This is a genomic window from Vibrio sp. YT-17 (genome assembly GCF_033337375.1).
Taxonomy (GTDB): domain Bacteria; phylum Pseudomonadota; class Gammaproteobacteria; order Enterobacterales; family Vibrionaceae; genus Vibrio; species Vibrio alginolyticus.
Genome location: NZ_JAWOQP010000012.1, coordinates 88,875 through 102,118 on the forward strand (window position 1 = coordinate 88,875; position 13,244 = coordinate 102,118).

A 13,244-nucleotide genomic window follows, 5' to 3' on the forward strand; every position below is an offset into this window, starting at 1 on the left:
ACGTGGTTTATTATAAGGAGGGCAAATGATAAACGGAATCATTCTCTCAGTAAATAGTTGTGGAGAAATGAAAAATTATAACGTATCGGTTTAACTTTGATGGTTAGAATTGGAGGGGGGATCTTCTGAAAAGATGAAACCCGCCAAGTTGGACGGGTTTCACTATCGTTGTAACTAGTACGGAGGGATTACAGGATCACTGTCTTATTCCCATAAACAAAGACGTGGTCATTGATCACTTTATTCAAAGCCTTACTCAATACGTTCTTCTCTACATCGCGTCCCGCTTGCGCCATATCTTGGGCATTGAATGTATGGTCGACAGGAATTACGTCTTGCTTGATGATCGGCCCTTCATCTAAATCATTAGTCACGAAGTGTGCTGTTGCACCGATGATTTTCACACCGCGATCGTAAGCTTGTTGATATGGCTTCGCGCCAATAAAAGCAGGTAAGAAGCTGTGATGAATATTAATGATTTTGTGGTGATATTTCTCAACAAACGTCGGCGTTAATACGCGCATGTATTTAGCTAGCACCAAAAAGTCAGCATCGTATTGATCGATCACTTCTAGCATCTTCTGCTCGTGTTCTTCACGGCTAAGGTTTTCATGGGTCACATGGTGGTAAGGAATGTCGAAGCGTTCAGTGAGAGTTTGCAGTTTGTCGTAATTCCCCACCACAGCGGCGATCTCAACATCTAGGCTTCCATCGTAGGTTTTCATCAGAATATCGCCTAAACAATGCGCTTCTTTTGTGACGAGAATGACGATGCGCTTACGGCGAGAGCCAACCAATTTACGCTTAGCACCTTGCGGGAGAGCTTGGTCCAAGTCGGCAAGAAACGTTTGATCGTTGAAGTACCCCTCCAACTCCGTTCTCATGAAAAAGTGGCCACTGGTATTATCAACAAATTCGTTATTGTGAACGATGTTGAGTTGGTGCTTGTAACAGATATTAGTAATTTTCGAGATGAGACCCGGGGCGTCAGAACAGTGGGTCAACAGTGTTTTCTTTTCCATAAATCAGGTACTTCCATGCATTAATATTTTAGCGTACGAATTTGTTATTATTCCCTGGCGGGTGTAACTGTACTGCCATGTTTCACCATAAATAATCTATTCTTACGTTGGTTTCAACAAAATATCCGCGTGTCGCCGCAAGCTGGTCAGATTGTGGGCTGATGTCACTCCTATTCCTCTGATATACTCTCGATAATTTTTCAAACTCAATACCAAGCATGATCGCAAAAACTTTTTCCTCTGATGGCGCGTTAGGTAAGGCCATTCCTGGCTTTCAAGCTCGTCAGCCACAAATCGATATGGCGGAAGCCGTCAGCAGTGCGATCAAAGATCAAACCCAGTTGGTGGTGGAGGCAGGAACCGGAACCGGTAAGACCTTCGCCTACTTAGTCCCTGCGCTGTTAAGCGGTAAAAAAGTGATCATCAGTACAGGCTCGAAAAACTTGCAAGAGCAGTTGTACCATCGTGACTTACCGCTCATGGTCAATGCGCTTGGTTTTTATGGCCAAGTGGCGTTATTAAAAGGGCGTTCTAATTATCTGTGTTTGGATCGTTTGAGCCGCCAAATGGTCGAAAGCCACACTAATGAATCTGACCCGACGTTATTAACTCAACTGGTTAAAGTGCGTGCTTGGTCATCAGAAACCAAAACAGGTGACCTTGGGGATTGTGATGATCTGCCAGAAGACAGCATGATCATTCCGACCATCACCTCAACCAATGATAACTGTTTAGGTAAAGAATGTCCGAGCTACACTGATTGCTTTGTATTGAAAGCGCGTAAGCGAGCCATGGATTCCGACATTGTTGTAGTGAACCATCACTTGTTTCTTGCTGATTTAGCGATTAAAGAAACAGGATTTGGTGAACTGATTCCAGAAGCCGATGTGTTTATTTTTGATGAAGCTCATCAGTTGCCAGATATTGCGAGCGAATATTTCGGCCAGTCAGTTTCAAGCCGCCAAATTCACGATCTTGCCAAAGACATTGAAATAGCCTATCGCACCGAAGCCAAAGATATGCGTCAATTGCAAAAAGTGGGCGACAAACTCATGCAAAGCGCAATGGACATGCGGATTGTATTGGGTGAGCCAGGCTTTCGTGGCAACTGGCGTGAGGCGTTGCAATCAGGTTCTATTAAGCGAGAATTATTGCGCTTAACTGACAGCCTCGAATTGGCGATTGATGTACTCAAAATAGCCTTAGGGCGCAGTCAATTACTGGATACCGCCTTTGAACGAGCCAATTTGATCAAAGGCCGTATCGACCGGGTATGTGATGTCGATATTACCGGTTACTCATACTGGTACGATACCTCGCCTCGTCATTTCGCTCTGCACATTACGCCTCTTTCTGTCGCGGACAAGTTCCATGAGCAAATAGAGATTAAACAAGGCGCGTGGATTTTCACGTCAGCAACCCTAGCCGTATCGGGCGACTTCAAGCACTTTACTGATCGCCTTGGCCTCAAGCCTACAAAGCAATTTTCTCTGCCGTCCCCCTTTGATTATCAAAAACAAGCGCGCCTTTGTGTGCCAAGGTATTTGCCAGAGCCAAACAGTAACGGCTTAGCGGATAAGTTAGTCCGAATGCTTGCTCCGGTGATTGAAGAAAATGATGGTCGCTGCTTCTTTTTATGTACCTCGCACAGCATGATGCGTGAACTAGGTGAGAAGTTCCGAGAAGTACTTGAGCTGCCTGTGTTAATGCAAGGGGAGATGAGTAAGCAGAAAACCTTGGCGGAGTTTATGGAACTGGGTAACGCTTTACTCGTGGCGACAGGCGCCTTCTGGGAAGGGATTGATGTTAGAGGTGATGCGCTGAGCTGTGTTATTATCGACAAATTACCGTTTACCGCCCCTGACGATCCGTTACTCAAAGCCCGTATCGAGGATTGTCGATTACGTGGCGGTGAACCATTTGCTGAAGTACAAATCCCGGATGCAGTGATTACGTTAAAGCAGGGAGTCGGGCGATTAATTCGAGATCAGAAGGATCACGGTGCGTTGATCATTTGTGATAATCGCCTTGTCACGCGAGACTATGGTGGTATTTTCCTCGGAAGCCTACCACCTATCCCAAGGACGCGAGACTTAGATGGAATCAAAGCATTCCTGAAAGCAGAACAATCTGTCACAGACGCAAGTGCTGAGGCATAACCCAATAAATGAGAGTTGTAGAGAGTTAAATGAGCGCAAAAATTCTTGCTATCGATACAGCGACTGAAAACTGTTCAGTTGCGTTGTTGGCTAATGATCAAGTGATTTCACGTAGCGCGGTTGCACCACGCGATCACACCAAAAAAGTACTGCCAATGGTTGATGAAGTACTCAAAGAAGCTGGCCTGACTCTACAAGAGCTGGATGCGTTAGCGTTTGGACGTGGTCCAGGTAGCTTTACTGGCGTTCGTATCGGTATTGGTATCGCACAAGGTTTGGCGTTCGGTGCTGACTTACCTATGATCGGCGTTTCAACGCTGGCTGCAATGGCTCAAGGTAGCTATCGCTTACATGGTGTGACCGATGTCGCTGTGGCCATTGATGCACGTATGGGTGAAGTTTACTGGGCACGTTACACTCGCCAAGCAAACGGTGAGTGGGCAGAGATGGATGCAGAGTGCGTAATTCCACCAGCACGTCTAGTTGAAGAAGCACAAGCAGACGACAAAACGTGGACGACAGCAGGTACTGGTTGGGATGCTTACCAAGAAGTATTAGCAGACCTACCGTTTAATTTGACGCATAGTGACGTTCTGTACCCTGATTCACAAGACATTGTGATTCTTGCTGAACAAGAATTTAAAAAGGGTAATACCGTGCCGGTCGAAGATTCGAGCCCTGTTTATTTACGTGATAATGTGACATGGAAAAAACTTCCTGGTCGCGAATAGTCCGTTTTTCATTAACCTGACAAAAAGCAGGGCGTTTGCCCTGTATTTTTATGGAGTGCTATGGCGTCGATTAATGGCTTGCCTCCTTCTTTGATTCCCGGTGCAAATCGCACTCATAAAGCCAGTCAAAAGAAGCAGGTAAATAAATCACAAACAAAGCAGCCTGTAGGTCAGCCTTCAAAGGTTGCTAACGCCGTGGCGCACTCCATAAAACACGTGGATGAGTCCCAAATTCACCGAGCTCAAGTGCAATATGACCTTCCTGAAGGGGGCGCACGTAAAGCAATGGAGCAGTACATGGATGTCATGAATCGAGCTAAAAAAGAGGAACTGGCTCAATTACTTGGTGTCGATATTTACGTGTGAGATCTCCCCAGCTTGGGGTTACTAATATTGAAAGGTGGTTTATGAAGGTTTTTGGACGGTTTTTTCTCGCATTATTTGCTACGGTTGGTTTGTCTGCGTGTAGCTCGTTGCCAGAGGAGCTAAATGCAAGCACAGAGTTGGTCGTTACAGACTATAAAGCTTTTGCTGAGTCTCAGGGGCAAGTGAGTGAAGATGTTCGCCTTGGTGGAATCATCGCTAAAGTGGATAACTTTAAAGATAAAACGCGTCTAGAGATTGTAAACCTTCCTATCAGTAAGTCTGGTAAACCTGATATTGATGAAGAGCCTACGGGGCGTTTTGTCGCCTATTTTGATGGCTATTTAGAGCCTGTCGCCTTTAGTGAAGGCCGTTTGGTGACGGTTGTAGGCAAAGGAGCAGGGGAAGAAGAAGGAAAGATCGGTGAGCACGGTTACATCTTCCCAGTAATTAAGGGGGAAGGGTACCGTTTATGGAAAATTGAAGAACGTGTACGCATGTATGACTCGCCAACCTACTTTTACCCATGTTACTCGATTAACTGCCGCATGTGGCGTAATGATTTCCCGCAAGACGGTAAAGTGATAAAACAGGTCAAATAATCTGCGATGCATGAGCGTCAATTCGAGCTTCCTGCCGGCAAAATGGCAGCCCTTGAGATAGGGAACGAGAAAACGGCTGACTTGTCAGTCGTTTTTCTTCATGGGTGGTTAGATAATGCGGGCAGCTTTAAAGCGCTCATGGAGCAGTTGAATCAACTTAATCCTCACTTACACCTCCTAGCCATCGATCATTTTGGTCACGGTTTATCGAGTCATAAATCTCACGATAATTATTACCCCTTTCACGACTATATTGCCGATTTGTATCAGTTTTTGGACGAATTATCACCAAACAGACTGATATTAGTAGGGCATTCACTTGGTGCTTTAATCGCAAGTTGCTATAGTGCAGCGTTTCCAGAGCAGGTCGAAGCTCTTGTGCAAATTGAGGGAGCAGGACCTCTTCATGAGGATCCTACTAACAGTTTGCCTCGTCTTCGCGATGGCGTTTTAAGTCGAATAAGACAGCAAAACAAGCCAGAGCGAGCCATTGCCTCCTTCGATCTGGCGTTAAAATTACGCATGCAAGCCAACCAATTAACCGCTGAGCAGCTTCTACCGATAGTAGAGCGTGGAACAGAGCAGCGAGGAGATAAATGGTATTGGCGGCATGACGCCAAGTTAAAATGTGCGTCGCTTTACCGAATGGCGCAAGCGCATGCTAACTCGATTACCAGCCAAATACGTTGTCCTCATTTGATTGTATTAGGCGATCAAGGATTTCAGAATTTACCATCTAACCAAGCTGATTGGGGAGAGAACCCACCGCAAGTGGTTTCTGTCAAGGGTGGTCATCACTGTCATTTAGAGCAAATACTCGAGGTCGCAACGCGAATTCTTGGTGTAGTTAACAAAATTTAAACAAGTGTTTGAGAGTTGCGTGCTCAAGCACGTTCGCTGTGCTGTAATAGCTTTCAAAATAAAAAGGACGCTATTTTTTAGCCAGTTATAAACGAGGAGTAACATCGTGGATAAACCATGGCTTTCACGTTATCCAAGTGACGTACCTGAAACCATTAATCCAGAGCAATATGAGTCTTTGGTAGAAATGTTTGAACAGTCTGTACAAAAATATGCAGACCAACCAGCATTCATGAACATGGGCTCGGTTATGACCTTCCGTAAATTGGAAGAGCGTAGTCGCGCATTCGCAGCGTATCTGCAAAACGAGTTAAAACTGCAAAAGGGTGACCGTGTTGCTCTGATGATGCCAAACCTACTGCAATACCCAGTGGCGTTGTTTGGTATTTTGCGTGCAGGTTGTATCGCCGTAAACGTTAACCCACTTTACACTCCTCGTGAACTTGAACACCAATTGAATGACTCAGGTGCGACGACGATTGTGATTGTGTCTAACTTTGCGAATACGCTAGAACAAATCGTCGATAAAACACCAGTCAAACACGTAGTGTTAACCAGTCTTGGTCAAATGCTGCCACGAGCGAAAGGTACGATTGTCGATTTTGTCGTGAAGTACGTTAAGGGCATGGTGCCTAAGTACGATTTACCTGGTGCTATCTCAATGCGTCAGGCTCTACGTAAAGGTCGTCGTCTACAATACGTTAAACCGTTTATGTCTGGGGATGACATTGCATTCCTGCAATATACGGGGGGGACGACAGGTGTCGCGAAAGGTGCGATTCTGACTCACCGCAACATGATTGCGAACGTTCTACAGGCAAAAGGCGCGTACGGACCGGTTTTATCTCCGGGGCGTGAATTAGTCGTAACAGCGTTACCGCTGTATCACGTATTTGCTCTTACCGTAAACTGTCTGCTGTTTGTCGAAATGGGTGGTCGTAACTTACTTATTACCAACCCTAGAGATATTCCAGGGTTCGTGAAAGAGCTACAAAAGCATCCGTTTACTGCGATTACGGGCGTGAATACCTTATTTAATGCATTGGTCAATAATGAAGATTTCCACGAGTTGGATTTCAGTAATCTACGTTTAGCTGTTGGCGGCGGCATGGCAGTGCAGCGCTCAGTGGCAGAAAGATGGCAAAAGACCACGGGTTGCTACTTGCTCGAAGGTTACGGTCTAACAGAGTGTTCTCCGTTGGTGGCGGCATATCCGCATGATCTTGTTGAATACAATGGCTCTATTGGTCTGCCGGTACCATCAACAGAAGTTCGTATCGTGGACGAAGAAGGCAACGCTCTTGCGAATACTGAAACTGGTGAACTTCAAGTTCGTGGTCCTCAGGTTATGCAAGGTTACTGGCAACGACCTGAAGCAACGAAAGATACGATTAACGAAGACGGCTGGCTATCAACTGGCGACATCGTTAAGTTCGATGACGAAGGCTTCCTGCATATCGTTGACCGTAAGAAAGACATGATCTTAGTATCAGGCTTTAATGTTTACCCGAACGAAATCGAAGACGTTGTAGCACTACACGGCAAAGTACTTGAAGTTGCTGCTATTGGTCAGCCGCATGAAGTGTCTGGTGAATTAGTGAAGATTTATGTCGTGAAACGCGATCCGAGCTTGACCAAAGACGAAGTGATCGCGCATTGTCGAGAACACCTAACTGGCTACAAAGTTCCGAAGTTGGTTGAATTCCGCGAAGACTTACCTAAAACCAATGTCGGTAAGATCTTGCGTCGTGTTTTACGCGAAGAGAATGACGCTGAACTTGCGAAGAAAAGCGCATAAGCCGATTTCGTCGAGTCGAGAGATTTAAAAAATGATAGAATGCCAGCGTTTTGCTGGCATTTTTTATAGCGAGAAGTATGTGAACTATCAAATTATTACTAAAAACAAAGACCTAGAAGATGTTTGCACTCATGCCCGAGAGGCAGACGTAGTGATGCTGGATACCGAATTCGTTCGTATTCGCACTTTCTACCCGCAGTTAGGTCTGATTCAGCTTTTCGATGGTAATCGCCTCTCGCTGATTGATCCGACTGAATTAACGGATATGACGCCGTTTGTAGCGCTATTAAAAGATACTTCTGTGCTAAAAGTGCTGCACGCATGTGGTGAAGATTTAGAAGTTTTCCAAAACGCTTTTGGTTGTACACCATTCCCTATGGTGGATACGCAGCTGATGGCCGCTTTTCTCGGTCACGGCCTATCGACAGGCTTCGCATCGCTGGTGGAAGAATATTTAGGCGTAGAGCTCGACAAAAGTGAATCACGTACCGACTGGATGGCTCGTCCACTGACACAAAAGCAATTAGATTATGCTGCCGCAGATGTTCATTACTTGTTACCCTTATACGAAAAGCTGTTCGATAAGGTGACGCAAGCAGGTTGGTGGGAAGCTGTACAGCAAGAAAGTGATTTACTCGTTTCGAAACGTATTCGCGTAACCAATGAAGAGAATGCCTACCTTGATATTAAGGGCGCTTGGCAATTAAAACCTTCTGAGCTGGCGACTTTAAAGCCATTGGCGACGTGGCGTTATCGTGAAGCAATCAAACGAGATTTAGCGCTGAACTTTATCTTCAAAGAAGGTGATCTATTAACGGTCGCTCGTCTTGGTTTAACGAACTTTAAGAAGATGGAAGCAGAAGATATTGATATCCGAGCGATTAACCGCCATGGCGCGAAGATTGCCGCGATTGTTAAGCAAGCGAAGCAAACACCTTCTGAAGAGTATCCTGCGAAAATTGAGCGTTTAATGGACTATCCGGGTTACAAGCAGGTCTTCAAAAATATGAAAGACTTGGTGAAATCGGCTTCGCAGAAGTCAGGTTTAGCCACGGAGTTCCTTGCCTCTAAAAAGCAGATCAATCAGTTGATCAGTTGGGTTTGGAAAAAAGATCGTGACCCAGAAGTATTGCCTGATTTGATGCAAGGGTGGCGTTTGGATTTACTCGGCGACAAGATGAACAAAGCATTAAAGTAATGAAAGATGAAAAAGGTTGGCCTCGATGCCAACCTTTTTCGTTCTAATTAGAGTATTCGTCTTGCGAGAGAAACTGATTACTTTTCTTCGTCTGGTAGCTTCACATTTAGCTCAAGAACTGAGATATCGTCGTCTTTGTGCTCAAATGTTAAGTCAACCATATTTGGATCAATTGCCACGTACTTGCTGATCACCTTCAAGATGTCTTCTTTTAATTGAGGCAAGTAAGACGGCGCAGGATCATTTTGGCTGCGGCGCTCTGCGACAATGATTTGCAAACGCTCTTTAGCTAGATTCGCAGAAGTTTTCTTCTGTGGACGGAAAAATTCTAATAATGACATGTCTAGCCTCCAAAGAGTCGTTTAAAGAGTCCTTTCTTCTCCTCAGTAAGGAAACGAAATTCAACCTGATTGCCTAATAAGCGATCAACGGTGTCAGAATAAGCCATACCCGCATCGGTGTTATCGTCAAAAGTGACTGGCACACCTTTGTTTGACGCGTTAAGCACGGCTTGGCTTTCTGGAATCACGCCCAGTAGTGGAATATGTAAGATCTCCTCAACGTCTTCAACGCTTAGCATTTCGCCTTGAGTGACGCGAGATGGGTTGTAGCGAGTCAGTAACAGATGCTGTTTTACTGGCTCTAGCCCTTGTTCTGCACGCAGTGACTTAGAATCTAAAATACCGAGAATGCGGTCAGAGTCACGTACAGAAGAGACTTCTGGGTTCGTTGTGACAATGGCTTCATCGGCATAGTACAAGGCCATTAACGCGCCTTGCTCGATACCTGCTGGTGAATCACAAATAATGAAATCAAAGCCCATTTCATCAAGTTCGCCGAATACGCGCTGAACACCATCTTTTGTCAGTGCGTCTTTATCACGAGTTTGAGAAGCAGGAAGAATAAATAGGTTGTCCGTGCGCTTATCTTTGATCAGCGCTTGGTTTAATGTCGCTTCACCGTTAATGACGTTCACAAAGTCATACACGACGCGGCGCTCACAGCCCATGATTAGATCGAGGTTACGCAAACCGATGTCAAAATCGATCACCGCGGTCTTTTTTCCCTTAAGAGCTAGACCAGAGGCGATGGCTGCGCTTGAAGTGGTTTTACCAACGCCACCTTTACCAGACGTTACTACAATAATGCGTGCCATTTTTTTTCCTTTTTAGATTAAATCGCGAGAACTTCTAAATGTAATGATTCATCGGCTTTACTGATCATTACTTTCTTTTGCCAGTACTCGCTTTCAATTTGATCGCTTAACCAGTAGTTACCCGCAATGGATACCAGTTCTGCTTGTAAATCGTGGCAAATAATACGCGCTTCCTGCTGACCACTTGCTCCTGCAATCGCACGACCTCGAAGTGTGCCATGGATATGAATAGAGCCGTCAGCAATGACTTCAGCACCTGCACTGACGTGCGCTAGCACCACCAAATCACCATCTTTTGCGTAGATCTGTTGTCCTGAGCGGACAGGCGTACGAACTACTTTCGTTGGTGCCATTTTGGCAGGTGCTTGGCTTGGTGATTTGCTCGCCGACATAATGGCGAAGCCAGCTTCGGAAGCAAGGTTTTGTACACGCTTGTCTTTACAGCCCGTTACACCGACCGGAATAAAACCAGCATCTGAGATGCCTTGTTTAAGCTTAGGGAAATCAATGTCGCCTTGTACTTTTGCTATATTGATTACCAAAGGCGCGGATGCAAAAAAAGAAGGTGCTTGAGAAACTTTTTCTTGCAAAAATTCGACAGTCTTTGCGATCTCATTGTCAGAAAGGTGTAAAACTGACAATGTAAAACTGCTACCTTTAAGGTCTGGTGAATGGGTCATCGTGGACTTCTTGCCTTTATTGAAAGAGCGTTGCCTTAAACTAGGTATGTCATGTTATATTTCATCCTTTGACGCAGCAAGTTCTCTCGGGGGCAAATAGGTGAATTAATCTCAAATTTGCTATTAAGTTTGCGAGAATTTGACGTTTACAACCTAATCCGCACTCAACGCGGCTAAATCAGCATAAAAGGCGTGTCATGCTTTGTTCTATTTATAAAAGCTCGAAAAAAGAAGGTACTTATCTCTATATTCCGAAAAAGGATGATTTTTCACAGGTTCCTGACACCTTAATGCAGATGTTCGGTAAGCCTATCGCTGTCATGACGATTAAACTTGATGGCCGTAAATTGGCACAAGTTGATATCGAAAAAGTGAAGGCTTCATTACAAAATGATGGCTTCTTTCTTCAGGTTCCACCGCCGCCGGAGAACCTATTAGAAAAGTACAAAGAACAAAAAGCCCAGCAGAAAGGCGAATAACGTCATCGTTTTTCATCTGGGATTTCTGCCTTGCTCAAGGAGGGCAATATGAAAAAGATACTGGCTACCATGCTTAGCGTTGGTATGTGTACCTCGGCTTTTGCAAGTAGCGAGGGTTTTGATGAATACTTGAATAAGCTGCGTGCTGAAGCTCGTGATAAAGGTATCTCAGAGCAGGTCATTAGTGCTGCTTTTGCTAATGTTGAGTACAAGCCGCGAGCAGTAAAAGCGGACCGAAACCAACCAGAAAAGAAACTGACATTGGATGAGTACATTCCTCGCGCGGTGCCTGAATGGAAGGTGAAGCAAGCCAGACAACTCTACAAAGAGCATTACACTGAGCTAAAGCGTATAGGCGATGAGTACGGTGTCCACCCGCGCTTTATTGTGGCACTTTGGGGAGTTGAAAGTAACTTTGGTAAGTTTACCGGCAACTTTAAAGTGATTGATGCACTATCCACAATGGCATTTGAAGGCCGTCGTGAAGAGTTTTTCCGTAAAGAGACCATGTCGGCACTGCAGATCCTCGATCAAGGCCATATTGAGCTAGAGAACTTTAAAGGCTCATGGGCTGGTGCGATGGGTCAATGCCAGTTTATGCCAAGCTCTTTCCTTCGTTTTGCTGCTGACGGCAACGGGGATGGTAAAAAAGACATATGGCAATCTGAAGCGGACGTGTTTGCATCAACCGCTAACTATTTGAGCAAGTCTGGTTGGGATGATAAATATACTTGGGGTCGCCAAGTTAAGGTTCCTAAAAATATTGATCGCAGTCTAGAAGGGCGCACGGCTGAAAAAGGCAAATACCTTCAAGAGTGGAGCCAATTAGGTATCACAAAATATGACGGTAGCCCGTTGCCAAAACTGGATGAAGACATCAAAGCATGGTTGATCATGCCGGACGACGAGAATGGTCGTACGTATCTGGTTTACAATAACTACAACGTATTGATGAAGTGGAACCGCTCTTACTACTTCGCACTTGCTGTGAGTCACTTGGCTGACCGCATTAAATACTGATCTGCCATCAAACAATTTGGCATCCAGTCTTCAATACAAGGGCTCTTCGGAGCCCTTTGTTTTTTCTATAACCAAATCGAGGTAAAGCGTGTTATCTGAACGTGCCGCACAAATGGTGATTTTCTCCGCTCTTCTTAAACACAAAAGCTTCACAGCTGCTGCAAAGAGCTTAGGCGTGTCGGTGTCTCATGTGAGTAAACAGTTAAGTCAGTTAGAAGCGTCTCTTGGTATCAAGCTTGTTCAACGCACTACGCGAAGCTTTACGCCGACTGAGGCAGGGAAAACCTTTTTTCATCACTGTGAGCAAGTGGTACAAGCGGTGAGCAGCGCCACATTAGAGATGGAAACCCAGCGGGATGAAGTAGCAGGTTTGGTACGTCTTGGGTTGTCGCAATCATTTGGTACCTTACACATTATTCCAGCGATTCAAGAGTTACGCGAACTGTATCCTCAACTTCAAGTGGAAGTACATCTGTTTGACTATAAGGTCGATATGTTAGCCGAAGGGCTCGATTTATGGGTAACCAACAACGAGCATTTGCCTGAAGGTTACATTGCGCAGCGTTTGACGGATTGCCAGTTTGTTGTTGCGGCATCGCCAGATTACTTATTGAAACATGACACGCCAGCAGAACCGGATGACCTATCTGCTCACAACTGCCTCATATACAGAAGCTGGGAGCGTGACTATACGGGGTGGGCGTTTACCAAAGATCAGCAAGAATTGAACGTAAAAGTCTCGGGTAACTATTCAGTGGATCTGGCAGAAGCCGTTCGGGATGCGGCTATTGCAGGTTGGGGTATTGCCTACCTTGCCACTTACTTGCTGGGGGATGAGTTTAGAACGGGTAAGTTAATACAGCTGTTACCTGACTGGAAAGCCAGCCAGTCGATGCCGTTTTATGCGGTATACCCAAGCCGGCAGCATATGCCAAAAAAAATATCCGCAGTGATTAACTTTATCAAACAGAAGATCGGCAACCCTTGTCATTGGGACCAACGTTTGGCGCCTTACATCTCTATTCCTAAATAACAGGATCAATGACGTTGTAGAACGACACATAAGGTGATTCACTTCACAAAAATTTTTCCTGAACCAGAAACATATTTTCCATATGGAAATAATTAAAATAAGCAAACGTTTATCTTTAATAAATTCAATTGGTTATTTTGTT

The 13,244-nt window shown here is 45.1% G+C and carries 14 protein-coding genes; 10 read left to right on the top strand and 4 right to left on the bottom strand.

Annotation, left to right across the window (positions count from 1 at the left end; all coding sequences use genetic code 11):
• Positions 1–188: 188 nt before the first annotated feature.
• Positions 189–1,022, bottom strand: a complete 834-nt coding sequence (gene purU, locus R7F67_RS13280; RefSeq protein WP_005382206.1) for a formyltetrahydrofolate deformylase — start codon at positions 1,020–1,022, stop codon at positions 189–191.
• A gap of 218 nt (positions 1,023–1,240) precedes the next feature.
• On the opposite strand from purU, the gene R7F67_RS13285 reads away from it, so the two are divergent.
• The 7 genes from R7F67_RS13285 (at position 1,241) to rnd (ending at position 8,734) form a co-directional block, all read left to right on the top strand.
• On the top strand, positions 1,241–3,181 hold the full coding sequence (locus R7F67_RS13285; RefSeq protein ID WP_258476120.1) for an ATP-dependent DNA helicase: 1,941 nt from the start codon (positions 1,241–1,243) through the stop codon (positions 3,179–3,181).
• A gap of 29 nt (positions 3,182–3,210) precedes the next feature.
• A complete protein-coding gene (tsaB, locus tag R7F67_RS13290) occupies positions 3,211–3,912 on the top strand; it encodes a tRNA (adenosine(37)-N6)-threonylcarbamoyltransferase complex dimerization subunit type 1 TsaB (RefSeq protein WP_017819943.1) in 702 nt (233 codons plus the stop codon).
• 60 nt (positions 3,913–3,972) lie between these two features.
• A complete protein-coding gene (locus R7F67_RS13295) occupies positions 3,973–4,278 on the top strand; it encodes a hypothetical protein (protein WP_017819942.1) in 306 nt (101 codons plus the stop codon).
• Between the two features lie 41 nt (positions 4,279–4,319).
• Complete coding sequence (locus R7F67_RS13300; RefSeq protein WP_005382214.1) at positions 4,320–4,877, top strand: Slp family lipoprotein; 558 nt, start codon at positions 4,320–4,322, stop codon at positions 4,875–4,877.
• Positions 4,878–4,883: 6 nt separating this feature from the next.
• Entirely contained in the window at positions 4,884–5,738 is an 855-nt protein-coding gene (locus tag R7F67_RS13305; RefSeq protein WP_005382215.1) for an alpha/beta fold hydrolase, read from the top strand.
• A 106-nt stretch (positions 5,739–5,844) separates the two neighbouring features.
• Positions 5,845–7,536 carry a long-chain-fatty-acid--CoA ligase FadD gene (fadD, locus tag R7F67_RS13310; protein WP_005382216.1) on the top strand — a complete coding sequence of 564 codons (1,692 nt, stop codon included), beginning with the start codon at positions 5,845–5,847 and terminating at the stop codon, positions 7,534–7,536.
• 79 nt (positions 7,537–7,615) lie between these two features.
• Entirely contained in the window at positions 7,616–8,734 is a 1,119-nt protein-coding gene (rnd, locus tag R7F67_RS13315) for a ribonuclease D (RefSeq protein ID WP_318057212.1), read from the top strand.
• Between the two features lie 77 nt (positions 8,735–8,811).
• On the opposite strand, the gene minE is transcribed toward rnd, so the two are convergent.
• From minE to minC, 3 genes are read right to left on the bottom strand one after another with little or no spacing between them, the layout of a single operon-like run.
• Entirely contained in the window at positions 8,812–9,075 is a 264-nt protein-coding gene (gene minE, locus R7F67_RS13320) for a cell division topological specificity factor MinE (RefSeq protein ID WP_005388332.1), read from the bottom strand.
• A 2-nt stretch (positions 9,076–9,077) separates the two neighbouring features.
• The gene (gene minD, locus R7F67_RS13325; protein ID WP_005388331.1) at positions 9,078–9,890 is read right to left on the bottom strand and encodes a septum site-determining protein MinD; all 813 of its coding nucleotides are present in this window, start codon (positions 9,888–9,890) and stop codon (positions 9,078–9,080) included.
• 17 nt (positions 9,891–9,907) lie between these two features.
• The gene (gene minC / locus R7F67_RS13330) at positions 9,908–10,570 is read right to left on the bottom strand and encodes a septum site-determining protein MinC (protein WP_054575214.1); all 663 of its coding nucleotides are present in this window, start codon (positions 10,568–10,570) and stop codon (positions 9,908–9,910) included.
• Between the two features lie 197 nt (positions 10,571–10,767).
• On the opposite strand from minC, the gene R7F67_RS13335 reads away from it, so the two are divergent.
• The 3 genes from R7F67_RS13335 (at position 10,768) to R7F67_RS13345 (ending at position 13,102) form a co-directional block, all read left to right on the top strand.
• On the top strand, positions 10,768–11,049 hold the full coding sequence (locus R7F67_RS13335; RefSeq protein ID WP_005382303.1) for a YcgL domain-containing protein: 282 nt from the start codon (positions 10,768–10,770) through the stop codon (positions 11,047–11,049).
• Positions 11,050–11,097: 48 nt separating this feature from the next.
• Positions 11,098–12,069, top strand: a complete 972-nt coding sequence (locus R7F67_RS13340; protein WP_005388330.1) for a lytic transglycosylase domain-containing protein — start codon at positions 11,098–11,100, stop codon at positions 12,067–12,069.
• Between the two features lie 88 nt (positions 12,070–12,157).
• Positions 12,158–13,102, top strand: coding sequence for a LysR family transcriptional regulator (locus R7F67_RS13345; protein ID WP_005382299.1), 945 nt, complete (start codon positions 12,158–12,160; stop codon positions 13,100–13,102).
• Positions 13,103–13,244: the final 142 nt, after the last annotated feature.